25 protein-coding genes are annotated in these 22900 nt (G+C 71.6%); 20 read left to right on the top strand and 5 right to left on the bottom strand.

What is annotated here, in order from left to right:
* Positions 1 to 67 precede the first annotated feature (67 nt).
* Both QRX60_RS47135 and QRX60_RS47130 read left to right on the top strand, forming a co-directional pair.
* On the top strand, positions 68 to 826 hold the full coding sequence (locus QRX60_RS47135) for an IclR family transcriptional regulator (RefSeq protein WP_285997964.1): 759 nt from the start codon (positions 68 to 70) through the stop codon (positions 824 to 826).
* The gene (locus tag QRX60_RS47130) at positions 826 to 1209 is read left to right on the top strand and encodes a RidA family protein (protein WP_285997963.1); all 384 of its coding nucleotides are present in this window, start codon (positions 826 to 828) and stop codon (positions 1207 to 1209) included. Before QRX60_RS47135 ends, QRX60_RS47130 begins: the two co-directional genes overlap by 1 nt.
* Positions 1210 to 1245: 36 nt before the next feature.
* Here QRX60_RS47130 and QRX60_RS47125 read toward each other — a convergent pair whose 3' ends face one another.
* The 3 genes from QRX60_RS47125 to QRX60_RS47115 are packed head-to-tail and all read right to left on the bottom strand — an operon-like array spanning position 1246 to position 3293.
* Entirely contained in the window at positions 1246 to 2244 is a 999-nt protein-coding gene (locus tag QRX60_RS47125) for a 1-aminocyclopropane-1-carboxylate deaminase (RefSeq protein ID WP_285997962.1), read from the bottom strand.
* Positions 2241 to 2885, bottom strand: a complete 645-nt coding sequence (locus tag QRX60_RS47120; RefSeq protein ID WP_285997961.1) for a GntR family transcriptional regulator — start codon at positions 2883 to 2885, stop codon at positions 2241 to 2243. Before QRX60_RS47120 ends, QRX60_RS47125 begins: the two co-directional genes overlap by 4 nt.
* A 48-nt stretch (positions 2886 to 2933) precedes the next feature.
* The gene (locus QRX60_RS47115) at positions 2934 to 3293 is read right to left on the bottom strand and encodes a DUF1844 domain-containing protein (RefSeq protein WP_285997960.1); all 360 of its coding nucleotides are present in this window, start codon (positions 3291 to 3293) and stop codon (positions 2934 to 2936) included.
* A gap of 204 nt (positions 3294 to 3497) precedes the next feature.
* Between QRX60_RS47115 and infC the strand changes: the two genes are divergently transcribed.
* From infC to pheT, 7 genes are all read left to right on the top strand, one after another.
* Positions 3498 to 4115: a translation initiation factor IF-3 gene (gene infC, locus QRX60_RS47110; protein ID WP_285997959.1), complete on the top strand. Its 618-nt coding sequence runs from the start codon at positions 3498 to 3500 to the stop codon at positions 4113 to 4115.
* A gap of 68 nt (positions 4116 to 4183) precedes the next feature.
* Complete coding sequence (rpmI, locus tag QRX60_RS47105; RefSeq protein WP_220241959.1) at positions 4184 to 4378, top strand: 50S ribosomal protein L35; 195 nt, start codon at positions 4184 to 4186, stop codon at positions 4376 to 4378.
* 67 nt (positions 4379 to 4445) lie between these two features.
* Positions 4446 to 4820 (top strand): 50S ribosomal protein L20, encoded by a 375-nt coding sequence (rplT, locus tag QRX60_RS47100; RefSeq protein ID WP_155546205.1) that lies wholly within the window; start codon positions 4446 to 4448, stop codon positions 4818 to 4820.
* Positions 4817 to 5632: a TrmH family RNA methyltransferase gene (locus QRX60_RS47095; protein WP_286003841.1), complete on the top strand. Its 816-nt coding sequence runs from the start codon at positions 4817 to 4819 to the stop codon at positions 5630 to 5632. The genes rplT and QRX60_RS47095 overlap by 4 nt, the downstream gene beginning before the upstream one ends.
* A 47-nt stretch (positions 5633 to 5679) precedes the next feature.
* Positions 5680 to 6513: a DUF6159 family protein gene (locus QRX60_RS47090; protein WP_285997958.1), complete on the top strand. Its 834-nt coding sequence runs from the start codon at positions 5680 to 5682 to the stop codon at positions 6511 to 6513.
* 135 nt (positions 6514 to 6648) lie between these two features.
* Entirely contained in the window at positions 6649 to 7710 is a 1062-nt protein-coding gene (gene pheS / locus QRX60_RS47085; RefSeq protein ID WP_285997957.1) for a phenylalanine--tRNA ligase subunit alpha, read from the top strand.
* Positions 7710 to 10271 carry a phenylalanine--tRNA ligase subunit beta gene (gene pheT, locus QRX60_RS47080; RefSeq protein ID WP_285997956.1) on the top strand — a complete coding sequence of 854 codons (2562 nt, stop codon included), beginning with the start codon at positions 7710 to 7712 and terminating at the stop codon, positions 10269 to 10271. The genes pheS and pheT overlap by 1 nt, the downstream gene beginning before the upstream one ends.
* A gap of 251 nt (positions 10272 to 10522) precedes the next feature.
* Here the strand turns inward: pheT and QRX60_RS47075 are convergent, their stop codons facing one another.
* Positions 10523 to 11212, bottom strand: a complete 690-nt coding sequence (locus tag QRX60_RS47075) for a DNA alkylation repair protein (RefSeq protein WP_285997955.1) — start codon at positions 11210 to 11212, stop codon at positions 10523 to 10525.
* Positions 11213 to 11405: 193 nt separating this feature from the next.
* On the opposite strand from QRX60_RS47075, the gene QRX60_RS47070 reads away from it, so the two are divergent.
* From QRX60_RS47070 to QRX60_RS47060, 3 genes are all read left to right on the top strand, one after another.
* The gene (locus QRX60_RS47070) at positions 11406 to 12989 is read left to right on the top strand and encodes an alpha/beta hydrolase (protein WP_285997954.1); all 1584 of its coding nucleotides are present in this window, start codon (positions 11406 to 11408) and stop codon (positions 12987 to 12989) included.
* Between the two features lie 212 nt (positions 12990 to 13201).
* Entirely contained in the window at positions 13202 to 13699 is a 498-nt protein-coding gene (locus QRX60_RS47065) for a helix-turn-helix domain containing protein (RefSeq protein ID WP_285997953.1), read from the top strand.
* A gap of 75 nt (positions 13700 to 13774) precedes the next feature.
* The gene (locus QRX60_RS47060; RefSeq protein WP_285997952.1) at positions 13775 to 14218 is read left to right on the top strand and encodes a hypothetical protein; all 444 of its coding nucleotides are present in this window, start codon (positions 13775 to 13777) and stop codon (positions 14216 to 14218) included.
* A 49-nt stretch (positions 14219 to 14267) separates the two neighbouring features.
* Here QRX60_RS47060 and QRX60_RS47055 read toward each other — a convergent pair whose 3' ends face one another.
* Positions 14268 to 15236, bottom strand: a complete 969-nt coding sequence (locus tag QRX60_RS47055) for a helix-turn-helix transcriptional regulator (RefSeq protein WP_285997951.1) — start codon at positions 15234 to 15236, stop codon at positions 14268 to 14270.
* An 83-nt stretch (positions 15237 to 15319) separates the two neighbouring features.
* Between QRX60_RS47055 and argC the strand changes: the two genes are divergently transcribed.
* From argC to argH, 8 genes are read left to right on the top strand one after another with little or no spacing between them, the layout of a single operon-like run.
* A complete protein-coding gene (gene argC, locus QRX60_RS47050) occupies positions 15320 to 16348 on the top strand; it encodes an N-acetyl-gamma-glutamyl-phosphate reductase (protein WP_285997950.1) in 1029 nt (342 codons plus the stop codon).
* Positions 16345 to 17505 carry a bifunctional glutamate N-acetyltransferase/amino-acid acetyltransferase ArgJ gene (argJ, locus tag QRX60_RS47045; RefSeq protein WP_285997949.1) on the top strand — a complete coding sequence of 387 codons (1161 nt, stop codon included), beginning with the start codon at positions 16345 to 16347 and terminating at the stop codon, positions 17503 to 17505. Before argC ends, argJ begins: the two co-directional genes overlap by 4 nt.
* Entirely contained in the window at positions 17502 to 18419 is a 918-nt protein-coding gene (gene argB, locus QRX60_RS47040) for an acetylglutamate kinase (RefSeq protein WP_285997948.1), read from the top strand. The genes argJ and argB overlap by 4 nt, the downstream gene beginning before the upstream one ends.
* A complete protein-coding gene (locus QRX60_RS47035; RefSeq protein WP_285997947.1) occupies positions 18416 to 19618 on the top strand; it encodes an acetylornithine transaminase in 1203 nt (400 codons plus the stop codon). Before argB ends, QRX60_RS47035 begins: the two co-directional genes overlap by 4 nt.
* A complete protein-coding gene (argF, locus tag QRX60_RS47030) occupies positions 19618 to 20544 on the top strand; it encodes an ornithine carbamoyltransferase (protein ID WP_285997946.1) in 927 nt (308 codons plus the stop codon). The genes QRX60_RS47035 and argF overlap by 1 nt, the downstream gene beginning before the upstream one ends.
* Positions 20541 to 21053 carry an arginine repressor gene (locus QRX60_RS47025; protein WP_284750144.1) on the top strand — a complete coding sequence of 171 codons (513 nt, stop codon included), beginning with the start codon at positions 20541 to 20543 and terminating at the stop codon, positions 21051 to 21053. The genes argF and QRX60_RS47025 overlap by 4 nt, the downstream gene beginning before the upstream one ends.
* Complete coding sequence (locus tag QRX60_RS47020; RefSeq protein WP_285997945.1) at positions 21050 to 21391, top strand: adenine nucleotide alpha hydrolase family protein; 342 nt, start codon at positions 21050 to 21052, stop codon at positions 21389 to 21391. The genes QRX60_RS47025 and QRX60_RS47020 overlap by 4 nt, the downstream gene beginning before the upstream one ends.
* Positions 21388 to 22803 (top strand): argininosuccinate lyase, encoded by a 1416-nt coding sequence (gene argH / locus QRX60_RS47015; protein WP_285997944.1) that lies wholly within the window; start codon positions 21388 to 21390, stop codon positions 22801 to 22803. The genes QRX60_RS47020 and argH overlap by 4 nt, the downstream gene beginning before the upstream one ends.
* Positions 22804 to 22900 lie beyond the last annotated feature (97 nt).

The following is a 22900-nucleotide window of genomic DNA, read 5'->3' as shown; positions in this document are numbered from 1 at the left end:
TTGCGACCGAACCATTGAACACCGCGCCTTCGGCGAATGGCGCACCGAGCGTCAGCGAGGTGGGCGCGTGAGCCAGAGCTTGGACCGAGCGTTGACGCTGTTGAATTCGATCGCGAAGGACGCGCGCACGCTCGACGACCTCGCCGACGAGATCGGCGTGCACAAGTCGACGGTGCTGCGCCTGCTGCGCACCCTCGAACAGCACCACTTCGTCCGCCGCGAGGGCACGCGGTACTACCGCCTCGGCAGCGCCATGTTCGACCTCGCCAACCAGGCGCTCGACTCGATCGACGTCCGCCGCAGCGCCCAGCCCGCGCTGGCCGCGCTCAACGCCCGCACCGGGCACACCGTGCACCTGGCCAGCTACGACGACGGCGAAGTCGTCTACATCGACAAGTACGAAGGCCGGCACTCGGTGCGGATGTACTCGCGCGTCGGCAAGCGCGCGCCGCTGCACTGCACGGCCGTCGGCAAGGTACTGGTCGCGGCGATGCCGGCGGCGCGCCGCGAGGAGATCGCGCACTCGATCGAGTACCCGGTGCTGACGCCGAACACGATCACCACGCCCGAGGCCTACCTCGCCGAGCTGGAGCGCGTGGGCCGGCTCGGGTACGCCGTCGACAACGCCGAGCACGAGGACTTCATCCACTGCATCGCGGCGCCGGTCCGCGGGGCGGACGGTGAAGTCCTGGCCGCCGCGTCGATGTCGGTGCCGAAGGTGCTGCTCGACTACGAAGGCCTGCTGGCGCTGGTCCCGGACCTGCGCGCCGCGACCACGGAAGCTTCCGTCCACAGCGGATGGACGGAGAACGGAAAGGGGCACTGATGAGCAAGACGGCAGTTTCCACCGAGAACGCGCCGAAGCCGCCGGCGAAGTTCTCGCAGGCCGTCCGCAAGGGGAACCTGCTGCAGGTCGCGGGCCAGGTCGCGTTCGACCCGGCCACGAACGAGATCGTCGGCGACGACGTCGTGGGCCAGACCCGGCAGACGTTCAAGAACATCGAGGCCGTGCTCGCGGAAGCGGGCTCGAGCCTGGCCGACGCGATCATGGTGCGGGTGTACCTGACCGACACGGCCCACTTCGCGCCGTTCAACGAGGTCTACAACGAGCTGATCGGCGACGCACCGCACGCCGCCCGCACGACGGTGTACGTCGGCCTCCCGGGTGAGCTCCTCGTCGAGATCGACGTGCTCTGCGTGGTGGACTGAGCCCTTCGGTGGGCCGGGTTTCCCCGGCCCACCGGTTCAGCCGAGAACGCTCGTGTAGCCGTTGAGCGCGGGCTGCCCGCCGAGGTGGGCGTAGAGGACGTTCGAGTCGCGGCTGATCTCGCCGCGGCCGACCAGGTCGATGAGGGCGGCCATGGACTTGCCCTCGTACACCGGGTCGGTGATCATCCCCTCCAGCCGGGCGCACGTCTCGATGGCGTCCACAGTGGACTTGTCGGGGATGCCGTAGATCCCGGCGTGGTAGCGGTCGTCCAGCTCGACCTCGGCGATCTCGCCGGCGCCGATCAGTTCCGCGGTGCTGCGCGCGATCCGCGTGACCTGCTCGCGGGTCTCGGCCGGCTTCGCGGAGGCGTCGATGCCGAGGATCCGCCGCTCCTTGCCGCCGATCGCCGTGCCCGCGACCATCCCGCCCTGGGTGCTGCCGGTGACCGAGCAGACGATCACCGTGTCGAAGAAGACGCCCAGTTCTTCTTCCTGCGCCTCGAGTTCGACGATCCAGTTCGCGAAGCCGAGCCCGCCGAGCCGGTGGTCCGAGGCTCCGGCCGGGATGGCGTACGGCTTCCCGCCGCCGGCCTCGATCTCGGCGACCGCGTCCTCCCACGCCTGCTTGAACCCGATGCCGAAGCCGGCTTCGACGAGCCGCACGTCCGCGCCGAGGATCCGCGAGAGCTGGATGTTGCCGACCTTGTCGTAGAGCGGGTCGTGCCAGTCGACCCAGCTCTCCTGCACCAGCACGGCCTTCAGCCCGGCGCGCGCGGCGGCGGCCGCGACCTGCCGGGTGTGGTTGGACTGGACGCCGCCGATCGACACGAGCGTGTCGGCCCCCTGGGCGAGCGCGTCGGCGACGAGGTATTCGAGCTTGCGGGTCTTGTTGCCGCCGAACGCGAGGCCCGAGTTCACGTCCTCGCGCTTGGCCCAGACCTTCGCGCCGCCGAGGTGCCCGGTCAGCCGGTCCAGCGGGTGCACCGGCGACGGGCCGAACAACAGGGGATAGCGCGGGAAGTCGGCGAGGGTCATCGGTCCTCCAGCAGGTCGGTCCAGATGGTCGAGATCACGGAGACGGCGGTTTCGGTGTCGTGCGCTTCGAGCGCGTCGATGAGCTTCGTGTGGCGTTCCACCGAGTTCCAGGCGAGTGCCGAGCTGAACCGGGCGTGCTCGAGCCGGCGCAGCAGCGGCGTGTAGCGGTCGAGGGTGGCGGCCACGGCGGAGTTGCCGGCCAGCCGGACCGGGACGTCGTGCAGCTCGTCGTCCGCTTTGACGGCGGCCGCGATGTCCCGGGCTTCGATCGCCGCCGCGAAGCGGTCGTTGGCCGCGCGCATCGCGGCGACGTCGGCCGGCCGGCAGCGGGACGCCGCCTGGCGGACCGCGAACTCGTGCAGCAGCCGGACGAGCTGGCGGGCGTCGACGACGTCGGGGGACATCACCTCGGAGACCCGCGTGTAGCTCTGCGGCTTGGAGTCGACGAGGCCGTCGCCGGCCAGCCGCAGCAGGGCCTGGCGGACGGGGGCCCTGGACAGGCCGAGCTGCTCGGCGAGGTCGGCGTCCCGCAGGGGGGTGCCGGGCGGCAGCGTGCCGTCGACGATGGCCTGCCGGATGCGGTCGTACGCCTCGTCCCGCAGCAGGGGGCGGGTGACCTTTGAGAGACTCACATCTAACATGTTAGATGTCGCGAAGCCCGTCCGGCAAGGAGCCGGGCGAGCGGAACGTCAGTAGACCGGGCCGGTGTACTTTTCCCCGGGGCCCTTGCCGGGCTCGTCCGGCACGGCCGAAGCCTCCCGGAAGGCCTTCTGGAGCGACTGCAGGCCGTCGCGCAACGGCCCGGCGTGCAGGCCCAGGTACTCGGCGGACGCGGTGACGAGCCCGGCCAGCGCGGTGATGAGCCGGCGCGCTTCGTCGAGGTCGCGGTGCGGGGAGTTGTCCGGATCGGCGTCGGCCAGGCCGAGCCGTTCGGCGCCGGCCGACAGCAGCATCACGGCCGCGCGGCTGATCACCTCCACGCTGGGGATGTCCTCCAGGTGGCGGTCGTCCGGGGAATACGGGGGCGGTTGCGAAGGTTGTTCCGACACGTCTGGTACCCTTCCACGAGCGACCAGCCCCCGAGCGATCGGGGGCGGCAAGTGGAGCCCCGCTCCCACCCGCGTCACCGTACAGGTGGCCGGGTCCGGTCTCGCCCGGACGCCAGTCCAGGGTGAAGTGCCCGGTCTCGCGGCCGGGGGCGATCGGAAACAGAGTGGGCCCCGCACACCGAACGGTGTCGGGGCCTTCGCTATGTGGGCACCAGGTCGAACGAGAACAGGAAACATTCCTCGGACCAAGGAGGCCCCATCAGCTCCGAGACACGCATCAACGACCGAATCCGGGTGCCGGAGGTCCGACTCGTCGGACCCGCCGGTGAACAGGTCGGCATCGTCCGGATCGAGGATGCGCTGCGCCTGGCGCAGGAGAACGATCTCGACCTCGTCGAGGTCGCGCCGCAGGCCCGCCCGCCGGTGTGCAAGCTCATGGACTTCGGCAAGTTCAAGTACGAGAGCGCGCAGAAGGCCCGCGAGTCGCGTCGGAACCAGCAGCTGACCGTCATCAAGGAACAGAAGCTGCGCCCCAAGATCGACCAGCACGACTACGAGACCAAGAAGGGTCACGTGTCGCGCTTCCTGGCGGCGGGCAACAAGGTCAAGGTCACGATCATGTTCCGCGGTCGCGAGCAGTCCCGGCCGGAGCTCGGCTACCGGCTGCTGCAGAAGCTCGCCGAAGACGTCACGGAGCTCGGCTTCGTCGAGTCGTCGGCCAAGCAGGACGGTCGCAACATGATCATGGTGCTGGCCCCGCACAAGAACGTGAAGCCGAAGGCCAAGGCCGAGCCGGCTCCCGCGCCGGCCCCCGAGGCGTAAGCGCCGACCAGCACATGTCAGCGGCTCACCGGAATCTCCGGTGAGCCGCCGCACGAAAGAGGACTGAAATGCCGAAGATGAAGACCCACAGCGGGACGTCCAAGCGGATCCGCGTCACGGGCACGGGCAAGCTGCGCCGCCAGAAGGCCGGCCGCCGCCACCTGATGGAGAAGAAGTCCAACCGCCTCACCCGCCGGCTCGAGGGCACCACCGAGCTGTCGAAGACCGAGGCCGGCCGGGTCAAGCGCCTTCTCGGCATCTGATCCCGCAGAACTTGCAGTAACCACCCGGGGCGTCCCCTTCGCCCCCTGAGATCGACAGGATGGACCCGTGGCACGCGTCAAGCGGGCGGTCAACGCCCAGAAGAAGCGTCGCGCAACTCTCGAACTGGCCAGCGGCTACCGCGGCCAGCGTTCGCGGCTGTACCGCAAGGCCAAGGAGCAGACGCTTCACTCGCTCAACTACGCCTACCGGGACCGTCGTGCCCGCAAGGGTGACTTCCGCCAGCTGTGGATCACCCGCATCAACGCGGCCGCCCGCGCGAACGGCGTGACCTACAACCGGTTCATCCAGGGCATCAAGGCCGCGGGTGTCGAGGTCGACCGCAAGATCCTCGCGGACCTCGCCGTCAACGACGCCGCCGCTTTCGCCGCGCTGGCCGAGCTCGCCAAGGCCAACGTGAACACCGAAGCGAAGTCGGCCTGACCGGCAGCTTTCCCCGACCCGGGGCGGACCCGTTCACCGAACGGACCCCCCGGGTCGTTGCTGCGCGCAAGCTGACGCGGCGCGCGGAACGCGACAAGACCGGCCGCTTCCTGGCCGAAGGCGCCAACGCCGTCGAGGCCGCGCTGGCCGGCGGCTCGGTGCACGAGCTGTTCGTCACCGAGCGCGCGGCGGCGCAGCACGCGGACCTCGTGGACGCGGCCCGCGCGGCCGGCGTCGGAGTTTCGCCGATCACCGACCGCGCCGCCGACGGCCTGTCCGAAACCGTGACGCCCCAGGGCATCGTGGCCGTCTGCGCGCTGCTCGACCGTCCGCTGGAGGCGGTCGTGACGCCGGGTGCCCGGCTCGTCGTGGTGCTGGTGGACGTCGCCGACCCCGGCAATGCTGGCACGGTGATCCGCGTCGCCGACGCGGCCGGCGCCGATGCCGTGGTGCTGGCCGGCGACACCGTCGACCCGCACAACGGCAAGTGCGTCCGCGCCGCCGCCGGCAGCCTGTTCCACCTGCCGATCGCGCGCGTCCGTGACGTCCCGGCCGCGCTGGCGGCCTGCTCGGCGGCGGGCCTGCGCACGTTCGCCGCGCACGGCTACGCCGACGTCGAACTCGATCGGGTGGATCTCACCGAGCCGACGGCGTGGGTCTTCGGCAACGAGGCCCACGGCCTGCCCGCCGACGTCCTCGACCGCACCGACCTCGCCGTCCGGATCCCGTTGTACGGCAAGGCGGAGAGCCTCAACCTGGCCACCGCGGCGGCCGTCTGCGTGTACACGAGCGCGATGGCCGCCCACCGCTGAGCCGGCGGTAGGCTTCTCCCGTTCATCGTGATCATCCGGGGGGAATCATGGGCAGGATCGCCCGTTCGTACGCGTTGTTCGTCGCCTCGCTGCGGGTGCTGCGCGCCCACAAAGGCCTGGCGTGGTTCCCGGTGCTCGCCGGCATCGCCGGGTTGCTGGTCGCCGGGGTGTTCCTGACGCCGGCGTTCTTCACCGCGCACGTCCAGACCGGGGACGTCCGGCCGACCGCCGGCACGTACGTGCTGCTTGCGGCGTTCTACCTGGTCTCGGCGTTCGTCGCGATCTACTTCAACGCCGCCCTGATCTCGCAGGCCGACGTGGCCCTGAGCGGTGACGGCGGCCTGCCGGGCGTCGGCGCGGGCCTGGCCGCGGCGGGCCGCCGGTGGCCGGCGCTGCTGGGCTGGGCCGGCCTCTCCGCGACGGTCAGCCTGGTGCTGCGCGCGATCGAAGAGCGGCTCGGCTTCCTCGGGCAGATCGTCAGCGGCCTGGTCGGCCTCGCCTGGCGGCTCACGACGTTCCTGGTGCTCCCCGTCGTCATGCTGGAAGGCGCCGGCGTGAAGGGGAGCGTCCAGCGCTCGGTCGAGCTGTTCCGCCGCACCTGGGGCGAGAACGTCGTGGGCAACGCGGGCATCGGCCTGATCGGGTTCGTCATCAGCCTGGCCGGCTACGCCGTCCTGCTGCTGGCGGGGTTCCTGCTCGGCGGCACCGCGACCGTGTTCGTGTGCCTCGGCCTGGCGCTCGTCTGGACCGTGCTGGTCACGGTCTTCGTCACCACGCTGTCGGGCATCTACCAGACCGCGCTGTACCGCTACGCCGCCGACGGCGTGGTGGCGGGCGAGTTCGCGTCGGTGGACTTCGGGGCGGCTTTCCGCGAGCGTTGAGCGTGCATCCGCACGGCCCGAGGCCGACCGGGGGCGCGCGGACCCGATCCCATAGACTTTTCACGCCTTTGACCTCTCGTGCGCCGCGTGTCCGGCGGTGCACGTACGACCAGTCCCAGCGGACGCCGAGGAGTTATGTCCGGAGCCAAGGAGAAGGAAGCCCAGGGCGCGGTGCTGGCCCCCGAGACGCTGCAGGAAGCGGTCAAGGCCGCCGAAGCCGCGTTCGCCGCCGCGACCGGGCTCGAAGCGCTGGCCGAGGTCAAGCCGGCTCACCTCGGCGACCACTCGCCGCTGCTGCTGGCCCGCCGCGAGATCGGCGCCCTGCCCAAGCAGGAGAAGGCCGAGGCGGGCAAGCGCGTCAACGAGGCTCGCCAGGCCGTCCAAGCGGCCTTCGACGCCCGCCGTGCCGAGCTCCAGGTGGAGCGCGACGAGCGGGTGCTGCGCGAGGAGGCCGTCGACGTCACGCTGCCGTGGGACCGCGTCCCGCGCGGTGCGCGGCACCCGATCAGCACCATTTCCGAGCGCGTCGCCGACGCGTTCGTCGCGATGGGTTACGAGGTCGCCGAGGGCCCGGAGCTCGAAGCCGAGTGGTTCAACTTCGACGCGCTGAACTTCGGCAAGGACCACCCCGCCCGCCAGCTGCAGGACACGTTCTACGTCGGCGAGGAGGACTCCGGCCTGGTGCTGCGCACGCACACCTCGCCGGTGCAGGCCCGCACCCTGCTGCACCGCGACCTGCCGGTGTACGTCGTCTGCCCGGGCCGCACGTACCGCACCGACGAGCTCGACTCGACGCACACCCCGGTGTTCACGCAGGTCGAGGGCCTCGCGGTGGACAAGGGCATCACCATGGCGCACCTCAAGGGCACGCTGGACGCCTTCGCCCGCGCGATGTTCGGCGAGAGCTCGAAAACGCGGCTGCGCCCGCACTTCTTCCCGTTCACCGAGCCGTCCGCCGAGGTGGACGTCTGGTTCGAGGAGAAGAAGGGCGGCCCCGGCTGGGTCGAGTGGGGTGGCTGCGGCATGGTCAACCCGAACGTGCTGCGGGCCTGCGGTGTCGACCCCGACGTGTACTCGGGCTTCGCCTTCGGCATGGGCATCGAGCGCACCCTGCAGTTCCGCAACGGGATCCCGGACATGCGCGACATGGTCGAAGGCGACGTCCGCTTCACCCTTCCCTTCGGAACGGAGGCGTAGTGCGAGTCCCCGTCAGCTGGCTGACCGAGCACCTCGACATCGGCGAGGAGGTCACGCCGCAGGACCTGGCCGACGCGTTCGTCCGGATCGGCATCGAGGTCGACGACCTGAAGCAGCTCGGGCCGGTGACCGGCCCGCTGGTCGTCGGCCGGGTGGCCGAGATCGAGGAGCTCACCGAGTTCAAGAAGCCGATCCGGTTCTGCCGCGTAGACGTCGGCGAAGAGGCCGAGGAGCCGGCGGAGCAGGCCGACGACGAAGACGAGGACGACGACGAGGTCGGCGAGTTCGACGAGGGTCCGCACGGCATCCGGACCCGCGGCATCGTCTGCGGCGCCCGCAACTTCGCCGAGGGCGACCTGGTCGTCATCGCGCTGCCCGGCGCGGTCCTGCCCGGCGACTTCACCATCGCGTCCCGCAAGACCTACGGCCGGGTCAGCGACGGGATGATCTGCTCGGCCCGCGAGCTCGGCCTGGGCGACGACCACACCGGCATCCTCGTGCTGCCTTCGGGCACCGCGAGCCCGGGTGACGACGCGGCCGAGCTGCTCGGCCTCGCCGACACCGTGATCGAGCTGGCCCCGACCCCGGACCGCGGCTACGCGCTGTCGGTCCGCGGTCTCGCGCGCGAGCTGTCGAACGCGCTGGACGTGCCCTTCGGCGACCCGGCGCTGCTGGAGGTCCCGGCGGCCGAGGGCGACGCGTGGCCGGTCCACGTCGAGGACCCGGAAGGCTGCCCGCGCTTCGTGCTGCGGCGCGTCACCGGCCTGGACGCGACGGCGCCGACGCCGTGGTGGATGCGGCGGCGGCTGATGCTGGCCGGTATCCGCTCCATCTCCCTGGCCGTCGACGTCACCAACTACGTGATGCTCGAGCTCGGGCACCCGCTGCACGCGTTCGCCACCAAGGCCATCCAGGGCGATCTGGTGGTGCGCCGGGCGAAGCCGGGCGAGAAGCTGACCACGCTGGACGACGTCGAGCGCACGCTCGACCCGGACGACGTGATCATCGCCGACGACAGCGGTGTCATCTCGCTCGCCGGCACGATGGGCGGCGCGAGCACCGAGATCACGCCGGAGAGCACCGACGTGCTGCTCGAGGCGGCGCACTGGAACCCGGCCGCGATCAGCCGCACCGCGCGCCGGCACAAGCTGTTCTCCGAGGCCGCGAAGCGGTTCGAGCGGTTCACCGACCCGCAGCTGTGCCCGGCGGCGGTGGAGCTGGCCGCGCGGCTGCTGCGCCAGTACGGCGACGCCGCGATCCAGCCCGGCCGCACCGACGAGGGCACGGTCGAGCCGAACCCGGCCGTCATGATGCCGATCAACCTGCCCGACAAGGTCGCGGGCGTGAACTACCAGCGCGGCGTGACCGTCCGGCGCCTGTCCCAGATCGGCTGCAAGGTCTCGGTCGGCACGGGCGACGACGGCACCGGCCTGGTCACGGCGATCCCGCCGAGCTGGCGCGGCGACCTGCGCCAGCCCGCCGACCTCGTCGAAGAGGTGCTGCGGCTGGAGGGTTACGAGAGCATCCCGTCGACGCTGCCCGCCGCCCCGGCCGGCCGCGGCCTGACCGACATCCAGCGCCGCAGCCGCAGCGTCGCGCGAGCTCTGGCCGAGGCCGGGTACGTCGAGGTGCGGCCGTTCCCGTTCATCGGCGACGCGGTGTGGGACGCCTTCGGCCTGCCGGCGGACGACGTCCGGCGCAACACGGTCGTGGTCCGCAACCCGCTGGAGGCCGACCGCAACCGGCTGGCGACCACGCTGCTGCCGGGCCTGCTGGACACGCTGCAGCGCAACGTGTCCCGCGGGATGAAGGACGTCTCGCTCTACCACATCGGCCAGGTGGTGCTGCCCCCGCCGAACCCGCTCAAGGTGCCGGACCTCGGCGTCGACCGGCGGCCCACCGACGAGGAGCTGGCGCTGCTCGAAGCGGCCGTGCCGCAGCAGCCGCTGCACGTCGCGGTGGTGCTCGCCGGCCAGCGCCGCCGGGCCGGCTGGTGGGGCAGCGGCGAGCCGGCGAACTGGGCCGACGCGGTGCAGGCCGCCCGGACGGTCGCCGAGGCCGCCGGGATCGAGCTGACGGTGCAGGCCGCGGACCTGCCGCCGTGGCACCCGGGCCGCTGTGCGCAGCTGCGGGTCGGCGACTGGCCGGTCGGCCACGCCGGCGAGTTGCACCCCAAGGTGGTCGAGGCCCTCGGCCTGCCGCCGCGGACGGTCGCGATGGAGCTGGACCTCGACGCGATCCCGCTCCCGGACTCCCGCCCGGCGCCGAGCGTGTCCGCGTATCCGCCGGTGCTGCTGGACGTGGCCCTGGTTGTGGCGGCGGATGTGCCGTCGGCGGACCTGGCGGCGGTCCTGCGTGACGGGGCGGGCGAGCTGCTCGAGGACATCACGCTGTTCGACGTGTACACGGGCGAGCAGGTCGGCGAGGGCAAGCGCTCGCTGGCGTACAAGCTGCGTTTCCGCGCGGCGGACCGGACGCTGACGGTCGACGAGGCCACGAAGGCCCGCGACGCGGCGGTGGCGGCGGCGGGCGAGCGCTTCGACGCGACCCTGCGCGCCTGACCGGCAAGGTATTCCGGGAGGGGCCGGGAAACCGGCCCCTCCCGGAATTTCCGGACACCCGGCAAACGAGTCATCGGCACGCCCACCGAGCCGACCACCCAGGTACGTGAGCCGACCGTCCAGGCGCGCGAGCCGACTCTCCCGGTACGTGAGCCGACCGCTGAGGCACGTGAGCCGACTCTCCCGGCACGTGTGTCGTCCATCCGGGTAAGCGTGTCGTCCGTCCGGATGCGCCGGTCCGCGGCCGAACCTCAGCCGAGGTGCTTGAGTGCCTCCCGGCGGGACAGTCCCGACAGTCCGGGGTGATCGTCCACGAAGGACCGGACCCAGTCCGGTGCTGTCCTCGCGTAGTCGCGCAGCGCCCAGCCGATTCCCTTGCGCAGGAAGAACTCCGGCTCGGCGATGGCCGGCTCGACCGTCCGGGTGAGCAGGCCGGTGTCCGTGTCCTCCTTGGCGCCGATCTGGCAGATGATCGCCGAGCGGCGGCGCCAGAGGTCGCGGTCGGCCGCCCAGCTCAGCATGATCGGCGTGACCCGGGCCCGGTGCGTGCGCAGGATCGGCCCGACCCGGCGGATGGCGAGCTCGTCGACGTAGTCCCACCAAGCCCCGCTGACGATCATCTCTTCGTACATCGGCACCAGCTCCGGGTCCTGCCAGCGCCGGTACGCCCGGTGCCCCGAAAGCGCGATGGCCGCATAGCGCTCTTCGCGGAATTCGGCCGCCCGCCACAACTCCAGCACGGTCGCCGTATAAGTCACCCGATCGGGCAGTATGTGGTCGGCCAGAACCCGCTTGAGAAGCACGGTCCGCTCGGGTGAAGCCACCCCGCGGAACGGCATGGCCGACTTCATGTACGCCTGCATCGCGGGCGCCTTCACCGGGTCGGCCAGCGCGGCCAGCCTGGTGCGGATCGCTTTGACCAGCTGATCGTCCGCGCTCATGCGCCCTCCCGTCGTGCTCCGGCGGTCCGGAGCGTACTGCCGGGCACCGACGGTTCCGGCCCTCGGCCGACGGCGCAGGTACCGACGAAAGACGGATGGCGGAAGTCGCGCCGGTCGACGAGATTGGCGAAGGTTGCCGGTAGTTTCGCCGGAATCCGGCGAACACTGTCCAATGCGGATGAAAAGGACGACTGTGAAGAGAATCGTTGCCGCTGTCGCCGCGGCGGGGCTCGCGGCCGGGCTGATGGCCGCCGCGCCCGCCGCTTCGGCGGACCCCGGGGTGCAGTTCACCCCCGCACCGATCGCCTGGGGGCCCTGCGCGTCGGCGAGCCTGAAGGCCGCCGGAGCCGAATGCGGCTTCCTCGAGGTGCCGATGGACTACGCGAAGCCGGGCGAGGCGAAGGTCTCGGTGGCGGTGTCGCGGATCAAGCACAAGACCTCGCAGTCCCAGGGGATCATGCTCGTGAACCCCGGTGGCCCCGGCGGCTCCGGCCTCGGGCTCTCGGTGCTCGGCAAGTACGTGCCGAACCACGCGGGGGACAACTACGACTGGATCGGCTTCGACCCGCGGGGCGTCGGGTCCAGCAAGCCGTCGATCAGCTGCGACGGGAACTACTTCAGCTACAACCGGCCGGCCTACGTGCCGAGCACGCCGGGCCTCGAGAAGACCTGGCTCGCCCGTTCGAAGGGCTACGCCGACGCGTGCAAGAAGAACGGCGCGATCCTCGACCACCTCAAGACGACCGACGTCGCCCAGGACATGGACAGCCTGCGCAAGGCGCTGGGCGAGAAGCAGATCAACTACTACGGCTTCTCCTACGGCACCTACCTCGGCCAGGTGTACAGCACGCTGTACCCGAAGAACGTCCGCCGGATGGTGCTGGACGGCAACGTCGACCCGCGGAAGGTCTGGTACGAGGCCAACCTCGACCAGGACGTCGCCTTCGACAAGAACATCAAGATCTACTTCGGCTGGCTGGCGTCCCACGACAGCGTCTACCACCTCGGCAAGACCGGTTCCGCCGTCGAGAAGCTCTGGTACGACACGCAGCGCAAGCTCGCCAAGAACCCGGCGGGCGGCGTCATCGGCGGTGACGAGTGGACCGACATCTTCCTGCAGGCCGGTTACTACGTCTTCGGCTGGGTCGACATGGCGAAGGCCTTCGACGGGTTCGTCCACAAGGGCGACTGGCAGACCCTGAAGGCGCTCTACGACGACTCGAACCCACCCGGTGACGACAACGGGTTCGCCGTGTACGCGGGTGTCCAGTGCACCGACGTCCAGTGGCCGACGAACTGGAACAAGTGGCGCGCCGACAACTGGCTGACCTACTTCAAGGCCCCGTTCGAGACCTGGGGCAATGCCTGGTTCAACGCGCCCTGCGTGTACTGGCCGGCGAAGGCGGGCAAGCCGGTGGACATCGACGGCCGCAAGGTGGCCGGGGCGCTCCTGATCAGCGAGGAGCTCGACGCGGCCACGCCGTACGCCGGCAGCCTCGAGGTCCGGAAGCGGTTTCCGAACTCGAGCCTGATCAGCGCGCCGGGCGGCACGACGCACGCCGGCTCGCTGTCCGGGGTGTCGTGTGTGGACGACAAGATCGCCGACTACCTGGCCACCGGCAAGCTGCCCGAGCGCCGCCCCGGCAACCACTCGGACGTCCAGTGCCAGCCGGTTCCGGCGCCGGAGCCCGACGGCGCCGCGGCGCAGAAGTCGGACGATTCCGCGAAGGCCGCCCAGGAGAAGCAGAGCACGCTGGCCCAGCTGCTGCACTTCTGAGCTAATCAGTCGCAGCCCGCTGCCCCGGTCCGGTTCGCCCGGACCGGGGCAGTGTCTTTTCCGCCTCGTCCGCCCGTGTCCCATCGTCGCCCCCCTATCACGTGGTGTGGTCGAGGAGGACGTTAGGCGAGGGGTCCGACAGTTTCGGAGCGAAGTCGGCCGTGAGCAGCGCGTGGCCGAAAATTGTCGGGGGTGCGCGCTAGCTTCGTGGCATGTCGATCATCGAAGAGCGCCGGACCGAGGTCCGGGCACAGGAGATCACCTACCAGATCGCGGTCGCCACCAGGACGGACGACGACCGCGCCGAACCGAACGCCCGGGTGATGATCACCCTGGAAGGCGGTGGCCCCGGCGGCGAACCGGTCGCCGAGGGCAGTCTCGACCTGGACGTGGCGGTGGCGGCCACGGTGGCCGACCTCGTCGCGGACGGGCTGCTGTCGGTGACGGGTGCGGGCCGCGGGCCGCGGCGAAGATCCGCGGGCCGTCCTGCCCAGCAGGGCCGCCCGTGGAGCGAGGAGATGGACGCGGAACTGGAGACCCGGTGGATCGCGGGCGAGAGCGTCGCGCAGATCGCGGCGTACTTCGAGCGCACCCCCGGCGGCATCCGCGCCCGGCTGCCCCGCGTGGGCTGCGACCCGGAGAACCCGGGCTGCTACCTCCCCGTGCCGCCGAGCAGGCGCACGGACCTGGACGGAGGCGAGCCGGCCTGAGCGACGGCGGCGGGCCGGTCCACAGTGGACCGGCCCACCGTGGCCGTCCCTCTCCCCACGAACGGAGTTGTTCCGATGAGCTTCGATCTCGCCGGGTGGTCCGCACCCGAGGATGTCGCCGCGGAGGAGGCGGTACGCGAGCACGAGAGGTCCGCCGCCGACGCGGTGCGCTCCCCGCCCGCCTCGAGAGGCGACCCGGTGCCGTTGCTGTCCGCTTGCGACGGGTCGAGGGTCGAGCACCCCGACGCCGCGGCGATCGAGGCGGCGGTCGGCCGCTTGTCGCCTCGGAACTGGTTCCTCGTGCTCGACCGAGGGGACCACTACGTCCAGGTCAGCCTCGGTGAGCGGGCAGCGACCCGCCCCGGCTGGTACGCGCTGGAGCACCGTGACGGACTGCCCGACCGCCACTTCCGGGCCGAGGTCGCCGAACGGGCTGGAATCGTTCGCGCGTTGATCGGCTTCGCCGCAGGCGAGGACGCCTGGCGGCAGGCCTTCGACTGGCAGCACCTGAAGTTCTGACCCCGTACCGGAACGCACCGAGGAAAGGAGAGCCGTGTCGCACCACCGATCACCTTCGCGCGTCGGAACCCGCCGCCGTGGAGGCGCGATCCGCGAGCGCCCGCAGGTGCGCCACCAGTTCCGGTGGCTCCTCGACGGTGAATGCGCAACCGAGCCCCAGCAACCGGAACGCGAGCCAGTCCAAGGTGTCCGCCTGACTGCGCCACCGGCAGCGGCCGTCGCCGAGGTCGGTCAGCTCACCGGCCGCCGCGCCGAGCCGGGGCGCGACCTGCGACGCCGGTCCGGCGAGGACCGCCACCGTGCGGTACGTAGGCATGAGGTCGTAGAGCCGTTCGACGACGTAGGCCGCCAGGTCCGTCGCGGGTGGGCGGCGCGGGGTGACGCGGCCGCCGGTCGCCTGGGCGTCGCGGATCCGGTCGGCGCGGAAGATGCGCCAGTCCGCGCGGTCGAGGTCGTACGCCACCAGGTACCAGCGGCGTCCGGTGGCGACCAGCCGGAGCGGCTCGGTGCGGCGTCGCGTCTCGGTTCCGTCGTTCGCGCGGTAGCGGAACCGGACCGTCTCGCGGTTGGTGATGGCGCCGGCGAACACGGTCAGCTGGGCCGGGTCGACGGACGGCCCCACGGCCGGCACGGCGACCGTCGCCGTGCCGATCGTGCCCACCCGGCGGCGCAGCCGCGCCGGCAGGACCTGCTCCAGCTTGGCCAGCGCCCGCACGGACGCCTCCTCGATCCCGGAGACGGTCTGCCCCGCGGCGGTCCGCAGCCCGACTGCGATCGCGACGGCTTCGTCGTCGTCGAGCACGAGCGGCGGCATCGCGGTCCCGGCCACCAGCCGGTAGCCACCCGCGACGCCGCGGCTGGCCTCCACCGGGTAGCCGAGCTCGCGCAGCCGCTCGACGTCGCGGCGGATCGTGCGCGGGCTGACGCCGAGCCGGTCGGCCAGTTCGCTGCCCGGCCACTCCCGGGGCGTCTGGAGCAGCGAGAGCAGGCCGAGCAGCCGCGCCGGGGTGTCCGTCATCCGCCCAGCATCCCAAGGTGGCGGCCACCACTTCCCGGGAAACCTGTTTGTTTAGCCTTGCAAGGGTGTGCATAATCATGCGTATGACGGTGAACATCGCGGTGGCCGGAGCCAGCGGGTACGCGGGCGGCGAACTGCTGCGCCTGCTCCTGGCCCATCCCGAGGTCGAGATCGGCACGCTCACGGCCGCCAGCAGCGCGGGCACCCGACTCGGCACCCACCAGCCCCACCTCGTTCCCCTGGCCGACCGCGTCCTCGCGGAGACGACACCGGAGACCCTCGCCGGCCACGACGTCGTGTTCCTCGCGCTGCCCCACGGGCACTCGGCGGAGATCGCGGCCCAGCTCGGCCCGGACGTCCTGGTGGTCGACCTCGGCGCCGACCACCGGCTGGCCGACCCGGCCGACTGGCAGCGCTGGTACGGCGGCGACCACGCCGGCCGGTGGCCCTACGGCCTCCCCGAACTCCCCGGCGCCCGCGAGAAGCTCACCGGGACCAAGCGCGTCGCCGTGCCCGGCTGCTTCCCGACCGGCGGTTCGCTGGCGCTCGCGCCCGCGTTCGCCGCCGGGCTGATCGAGCCGGACGTCACGATCGTCGCGGTCACCGGCACCTCCGGCGCCGGCAAGAGCCTCAAGCCGAACCTGCTCGGCTCCGAGGTGATGGGCTCGGCGAGCGCGTACGGCGTCGGCGGCGCCCACCGCCACACCCCCGAGCTCGCGCAGAACCTCTCGGCCGTCGCGGGGGAGAAGGTCACCGTGTCCTTCACCCCGGTGCTCGCGCCGATGCCCCGCGGCATCCTCACCACGGCGAGCGCGCCGCTGAAGGACGACGTCGACGAGGCTGCCGCCCGCGCGGCCTACGAGAAGGCCTACGACGCGGAGCCGTTCGTCCAGCTGCTGCCCGCGGGCGCCTGGCCGACCACCTCGGCGACACTCGGCTCGAACAACGTCCAGCTCCAGGTCACGGTCGACACCGACGCGCGGCGCCTGGTCGTCGTCGCCGCGATCGACAACCTCACCAAGGGCACCGCCGGCGGTGCCGTCCAGTCGATGAACCTGGCCCTCGGCCTCCCCGAGACCACCGGCCTTTCCACCGTAGGAGTGGCACCGTGACCGTCACCGGCCCCCAGGGCTTCCGCGCCGCCGGCATCGCCGCCGGGATCAAGGCCTCCGGTGCGCTCGACCTCACGCTGGTCGTCAACGACGGCCCGCTCGACGTCGCGGCCGGGGTCTTCACGCGCAACGTCATCAAGGCCGCCCCGGTGCTGTGGTCGCAGGAGGTGCTCAAGCAGCAGCGGCTCAAGGCCGTCGTCCTCAACTCGGGCGGCGCCAACGCGGCCACCGGCCCCGGCGGCTTCCAGGACACCCACGCGACCGCCGAAAAGGTGGCCGAAGTGCTGCAGGCGGGCGCGATCGAGGTCGCCGTCTGCTCCACCGGCCTGATCGGTGAGCGGCTGCCGATGGACGCGGTCCTGTCCGGCGTGGACCTCGCGTTCAAGGCTCTCGACGCGAGCGCCGAAGCGAGCCTGAACGCCGCCAAGGGCGTGATGACCACCGACACGAAGCCGAAGCAGGCCTTCGCGAAGCACGACAGCGGCTGGAGCGTCGGCGGGTTCGCGAAGGGCGCGGGCATGCTCGCGCCGAACCTCGCCACCATGCTCTCGGTGCTGACCACCGACGCCGTGGTGGACAAGGAAACCCTCGACCGTGCCCTGCACGCGGCCACCTACGTGACCTTCGACCGCCTCGACGTCGACGGCGGGACGTCCACCAACGACACCGTCCTGGTCCTGGCCTCCGGCGCGAGCGGTGTCGAACCGTCCGAGGCCGAGCTCACCGAGCTGCTCACCAAGGTCGGCCTCGACCTGGTCCTGCAGCTGCGCGCCGACTCCGAAGGCGCGACGAAGGACGTCAACATCACCGTCCAGGGTGCCGAGTCCGAGGCCGACGCGATCGCGGTCGCCCGCACGATCGCCGAGGACAACCTGGTGAAGACGGCACTGTTCGGCTCCGACCCGAACTGGGGCCGGATCGCGATGGCACTCGGCCGGGTCCCGGCCCGCATCGACCCGGAAACGGTGTCGATCGCGATCAACGGCGTCACCCTGTTCGCCCAGGGGATGCCGGCCGCCGACCGGTCGGCGGCCGATCTCACCGCGCGGGACATCGAGATCGTCGTCGACCTCGGGGTCGGCGGCGAGGCGGCCACCATCTACACCACGGATCTTTCGCACGGTTACGTCGAAGAGAACAGCGCGTATTCCTCATGAGCCAGGAGGCACTGATTTCCGCGGACGAGAGACTCGCGACGGCGGCCGAGAAGGCCGGGGTCCTCATCGAAGCGCTGCCCTGGCTGCAGCGGTTCCACGGCGCCACCGTGGTGATCAAGTACGGCGGCAACGCGATGATCGACGACGGCCTGAAGGCGGCCTTCGCCGAGGACATGGTGTTCCTCCGGCTGGCCGGCCTGCGCCCGGTGGTCGTGCACGGCGGCGGTCCGCAGATCACCGCGATGCTCAAGCGTCTCGGCGTGGAAGGCGAGTTCAAGGGTGGCCTGCGCGTCACCACCCCGGAGACGATGGACATCGTCCGGATGGTGCTCACCGGGCAGGTCAGCCGCGAGCTGGTCGGGCTGATCAACGCCCACGGGCCGTACGCGGTCGGTATCTCCGGCGAGGACGCCCGGCTGTTCACCGCCGAGCGCAAACAGGCCACCGTGGACGGTGAGGCGGTCGACATCGGGCTCGTCGGCGAGGTCGCCGAGGTCAACCCGGACGCGGTGCTCGACATCGTCAACGCCGGGCGCATCCCGGTGGTGTCCACCGTCGCCCCGGACGTCGAGGGCGTGGTGCACAACGTCAACGCCGACACCGCCGCGGGTGCCCTGGCAGCCGCGCTGGGCGCCGAGAAGCTCGTCGTGCTCACCGATGTCGAAGGCCTGTACGCGAACTGGCCGGACCGGTCGTCGCTGATCGACCGCATCCGCGTCGATCACCTCGAACCGATGCTGCCCACGCTGGCCAGCGGCATGATCCCGAAGATGGAGGCGTGCGTGCGCGCCATCCGCGGCGGTGTGCGCCGGGCGCACGTGATCGACGGCCGCCTCGCCCACTCGGTGCTGCTGGAGGTCTTCACCTCCCGCGGCATCGGCACCATGGTCTTCCCCGAAACGGAGCTCCCGTGACCGACCTCAAGTCCAATGTGGACGGCCAGCAGCACTGGCAGTCCGCCCTGATGGACAACTACGGCACCCCGGCGCTGACACTCGTCCGCGGCGAAGGCGCGAAGGTGTGGGACGCCGACGGCAAGGAGTACGTCGACCTGGTCGGCGGCATCGCCGTCAACGCGCTGGGCCACGCGCACCCGGCGATCGTCGAAGCCGTCACCGGGCAGATCAAGCAGCTGGGCCACACCTCGAACCTGTACGTCAACCCGGTCGCCGTCGAGCTCGCCGAGGTGCTGCTCGACGTCGCCGGCCTCACCGGCAACGGCAAGGTGCTCTTCGTCAACTCCGGCGCCGAAGCCAACGAAGCCGCGCTGAAGATCACCCGGCTGACCGGGCGCACCAAGGTGGTCGCCGCCGAAGGCGCGTTCCACGGCCGGACCATGGGCTCGCTCACCCTGACCGGCCAGCCCGCCAAGCGCGACCCCTTCAAGCCGCTGGTACCCGGCGTGGAGCACGTGCCGTTCGGGGACGTCGCGGCGCTGAAGGCGGCCGTCGACACCGAGACCGCGGCCGTCTTCCTGGAGCCGGTGCTCGGGGAGGCGGGCGTCATCCCGGCGCCGGACGGCTACCTGCAGGCCGCGCGCGAGATCACCAAGGCCACCGGCACGCTGCTGGTGCTCGACGAGGTGCAGACCGGTCTCGGCCGGCTCGGCACCTGGTTCGGCTACCAGCAGGCCGGCATCGTCCCGGACGTGATCACGCTGGCCAAGGGCCTCGGCGGCGGCCTGCCGCTGGGCGCGGTGATCGGTGTCGGCGCGGCGGGCGATCTGCTCAAGCCCGGCCAGCACGGCACCACCTTCGGCGGCAACCCGGTGTGCTGCGCGGCCGGCTTGGCCGTGCTGAAGACCATCGCCGCGGACGGTCTCCTCGACCACGTCTCGACGCTGGGCAAGGACATCGCGGCGGGCGTCGAGGCGCTCGGCCACCCGCTGGTGGCCGGGGTGCGCGGCGCCGGGCTGCTGCTCGGGATCGCCCTGCGCGAGCCCGTCTCGGCCGCGGTGGCCAAGGCCGCGCAGGACGCCGGGTACCTCGTCAACCCGGTCGCGCCCGACACCGTCCGGCTCGCGCCGCCGCTCGTGCTCGACGGCGACCAGGCCGACGGTTTCCTCGCTGCACTCCCGGGTGCGCTCGACTCCACCACGAAGGACGCCGACTGATGCTCCGCCACTTCCTCCGCGACGACGACGTCAGTCCCGCCGAGCAGAAAGCCATCCTCGACCTCGCCGACGCGCTGAAGGCCGACCCGCTGGGCACCAAGACCCTCGCCGGCAAGTCGATCACGGCGATCTTCGAGAAGAACTCGACCCGCACGCGGTTCTCGTTCGAGGTCGGCATCAGCCAGCTCGGCGGGCACCCGGTGATCGTCGACGGCCGCTCGATGCAGCTCGGCCGCGAAGAGACGATCGAGGACACTTCGCGGGTGCTGTCGCGCTACGTCGACGGAGTCGTGTGGCGTACCTTCGCGCAGCGGCGCATCGAAGCGATGGCCTCGGCCGCGTCGATCCCGGTGATCAACGCGCTCACCGACGAGTTCCACCCGTGCCAGGCGCTCACCGACCTGATGACGATCCGCGAGCGCAAGGGGAAGCTCGAGGGCCTCACCCTCGTCTACCTCGGCGACGGCGCCAACAACATGGCGCACTCACTGCTGCTCAGTGGCGTCACCGCGGGGATGCACGTCCGGGTCGTCTCGCCGGTCGGCTTCCAGCCGGACCAGGGCGTGATGCTGGACGCGAAGAAGCGCGCGAGCGAGACCGGCGGCACCGCCACCGTCTACACCGACCCGTACGCGGCGGTCGCCGGCGCGGACGTGCTCGTCACCGACACGTGGACGTCGATGGGGCAGGAGAACGACGGGCTCGACCGGGTGGGCCCGTTCCGCGCCCTGCAGGTCAACACGGAGCTGCTGAAGAAGGCCGCGGACGACGCGATCGTCCTGCACTGCCTGCCCGCGCACCGCGGCTGGGAGATCACCGACGAGGTGATCGACGGCCCGGCCAGCGCGGTGTGGGACGAGGCGGAGAACCGGCTCCACGCGCAGAAGGCCCTGCTGGTCTGGCTCTTCGAGGAGAGCCGGCGATGACCAGCAGCCGGGTGGGGCGGCAGGCGCGGATCACCGAACTGGTGTCCACCATGACCATCCGCAGCCAGACCGAGCTGGCCAAGCTGCTGGCCGCGGAGGGCATCGAGGTCACCCAGGCGACGCTGTCGCGCGACCTCGACGAGCTGGGTGCGGTCAAGCTGCGCGGACCCGACTCGGGCGCGCCGGTCTACGTCATCCCCGAGGACGGCAGCCCCGTCCGCGGGGTGCAGGGCGGCACGTCGCGCCTCTCCCGGCTGCTCGCGGAGCTGATGGTCTCGGCCGACTCGTCGGGCAACCTCATGGTGCTGCGGACCCCGCCCGGCGCCGCGCAGTTCCTGGCCAGCGCCATCGACCGGGCGGCGCTCGAAGAGGTCGTCGGCTCGATCGCGGGTGACGACACGGTCGCCGTGATCGCGCGCGAACCGTTGACGGGCAAGGGGCTCGCCGAACGCTTCGCCGCGCTCGCGCACCGTTCGGCACAGGAACACGGAGACGAAGGACCGCCATGACCGGCCGGATGGTGCTCGCCGACCTCTTCCCCGTCGAGGGCGAGTTCCTCGCGCCGGACGAGGTCGTCGTCACCTTCGATCGCGGCGTCCCGGTGGCGATCGACGGCGAGACCGTCTCCGTCGCCGAAGCGCGCCGGATGCTGGGCGCACGCGGCGAGGCACAGGGCATCGGCCGGGGTGGGGCGCTCGCGTTGACGACGGCCTATCGTGCGCTCGAACGGGGCGCAGCGGCCCGCACTCTTTCGGGCGAAGTCCACCTGGTCCTGTACGCCGGCCGGGTCACGGTCGCCCGGCCCGGGCCAACCGAAGAACACGACGAGGAGAAGCGAGAACAGTGAGCGGGAACGAGCAGCCGGTCCAGCTGTGGGGCGGCCGGTTCGCCAGCGGTCCGGCGGAGGCCATGGCCGCGCTGAGCGCGTCGACGCACTTCGACTGGCGCCTGGCGCCCTACGACATCGCCGGATCCCGTGCGCACGCCCGCGTGCTGCGCAAGGCGGGCCTGCTCACCGACGACGAGCTGGCCGGCATGCTGGCCGCGCTGGACACGCTCGCCCAGGACGTCGCGTCGGGGGCGTTCACCCCGACGATCGCCGACGAGGACGTGCACACGGCCCTCGAACGCGGCCTCCTCGAGCGGGCGGGCACCGAGCTCGGCGGCAAGCTGCGGGCCGGCCGCTCGCGCAACGACCAGGTGGCCACGCTGTTCCGGATGTGGCTGCGTGACGCCGCCCGCCGGGTCGTCGCGGGCACGCTCGACGTCGTCGACGCCCTGGTGTCGCAGGCGAAGCGGCACCCGGACGCGATCCTGCCCGGCCGCACGCACCTGCAGCACGCCCAGCCGGTGCTGCTCGCGCACCACCTGATGGCCCACGGGCAGGCGCTGCTGCGCGACGTCTCGCGGCTGCAGGACTGGGACGCGCGCACGGCCGAGTCGCCGTACGGCTCGGGCGCGCTCGCGGGCTCGTCGCTGGGGCTCGACCCCGAGGCGGTCGCCGAGGAACTCGGGTTCGCGACGAGCGTCGAGAACTCCATCGACGGCACCGCTTCGCGCGACTTCGTCGCCGAGTTCGCCTTCGCCGTCGCGATGCTCTCGGTGAACCTGTCCCGGATCGCCGAAGAGGTGATCATCTGGAACACCGCCGAGTTCGGCTACGTCACGCTCGACGACGCCTGGGCGACCGGCAGCTCGATCATGCCGCAGAAGAAGAACCCGGACGTCGCGGAGCTGACCCGCGGCAAGGCCGGCCGGCTGATCGGCAACCTCACCGGCCTGCTGGCCACCCTCAAGGCACAGCCGCTGGCCTACAACCGCGACCTGCAGGAGGACAAGGAGCCGGTGTTCGACTCGGTCGAGCAGCTCGAGCTCCTGTTCCCGGCGATCGCCGGCATGCTCGCCACGCTGACCTTCCACACCGAGCGGCTCGCCGAGCTGGCCCCGGCCGGGTTCACGCTCGCCACCGACATCGCGGAATGGCTGGTGCGCCAGGGCGTCCCGTTCCGCGTCGCGCACGAGGCCGCGGGCGAAAGCGTCCGGGTCGCCGAGTCCCGCGGCGTCGGCCTGGACGAGCTGACCGACGAGGAGTTCGAGAAGATCAACCCGGCGCTCACCCCCGAGGTGCGGGCCGTGCTCACCGTCGAAGGCTCGGTGAAGTCCCGCGACGCCCGCGGCGGCACGGCGCCGGCACGGGTGGCCGAGCAGCGCGCGCGGCTCGAAGAGCGCGTGACCGCGGCCCGTCAGTGGCTGAACTGACCTGACGCCCGGCCGGGCGCGGACTGCCGCGCCCGGCCGTTCGCTCGAGCGCGGTGACGGCCTGCTCGGCACCTTCGGACCGCTCGTTAGGCTGGCT

The sequence above is a fragment of the Amycolatopsis mongoliensis genome (assembly GCF_030285665.1).
GTDB classification, from domain to species: Bacteria; Actinomycetota; Actinomycetes; order Mycobacteriales; family Pseudonocardiaceae; genus Amycolatopsis; species Amycolatopsis mongoliensis.
Note: the sequence above shows the minus strand (reverse complement) of the source record. Positions and strands in the feature narration are given on the sequence as shown.

Bases quoted from the DNA above. Each gene is read 5' to 3' on its own strand.
- argF (WP_285997946.1), top strand. From the start codon at position 19,618: ATGCTCCGCCACTTCCTCCGCGACGACGACGTCAGTCCCGCCGAGCAG.
- QRX60_RS47060 (WP_285997952.1), top strand. From the start codon at position 13,775: ATGAGCTTCGATCTCGCCGGGTGGTCCGCACCCGAGGATGTCGCCGCG.
- QRX60_RS47065 (WP_285997953.1), top strand. From the start codon at position 13,202: ATGTCGATCATCGAAGAGCGCCGGACCGAGGTCCGGGCACAGGAGATC.
- QRX60_RS47130 (WP_285997963.1), top strand. From the start codon at position 826: ATGAGCAAGACGGCAGTTTCCACCGAGAACGCGCCGAAGCCGCCGGCG.
- argB (WP_285997948.1), top strand. From the start codon at position 17,502: ATGAGCCAGGAGGCACTGATTTCCGCGGACGAGAGACTCGCGACGGCG.
- argC (WP_285997950.1), top strand. From the start codon at position 15,320: ATGACGGTGAACATCGCGGTGGCCGGAGCCAGCGGGTACGCGGGCGGC.
- pheS (WP_285997957.1), top strand. From the start codon at position 6,649: ATGTCCGGAGCCAAGGAGAAGGAAGCCCAGGGCGCGGTGCTGGCCCCC.
- rpmI (WP_220241959.1), top strand. From the start codon at position 4,184: ATGCCGAAGATGAAGACCCACAGCGGGACGTCCAAGCGGATCCGCGTC.
- QRX60_RS47125 (WP_285997962.1), bottom strand. From the start codon at position 2,244: ATGACCCTCGCCGACTTCCCGCGCTATCCCCTGTTGTTCGGCCCGTCG.
- QRX60_RS47020 (WP_285997945.1), top strand. From the start codon at position 21,050: ATGACCGGCCGGATGGTGCTCGCCGACCTCTTCCCCGTCGAGGGCGAG.
- QRX60_RS47120 (WP_285997961.1), bottom strand. From the start codon at position 2,885: ATGTTAGATGTGAGTCTCTCAAAGGTCACCCGCCCCCTGCTGCGGGAC.
- QRX60_RS47025 (WP_284750144.1), top strand. From the start codon at position 20,541: ATGACCAGCAGCCGGGTGGGGCGGCAGGCGCGGATCACCGAACTGGTG.
- QRX60_RS47055 (WP_285997951.1), bottom strand. From the start codon at position 15,236: ATGACGGACACCCCGGCGCGGCTGCTCGGCCTGCTCTCGCTGCTCCAG.
- QRX60_RS47090 (WP_285997958.1), top strand. From the start codon at position 5,680: ATGGGCAGGATCGCCCGTTCGTACGCGTTGTTCGTCGCCTCGCTGCGG.
- QRX60_RS47075 (WP_285997955.1), bottom strand. From the start codon at position 11,212: ATGAGCGCGGACGATCAGCTGGTCAAAGCGATCCGCACCAGGCTGGCC.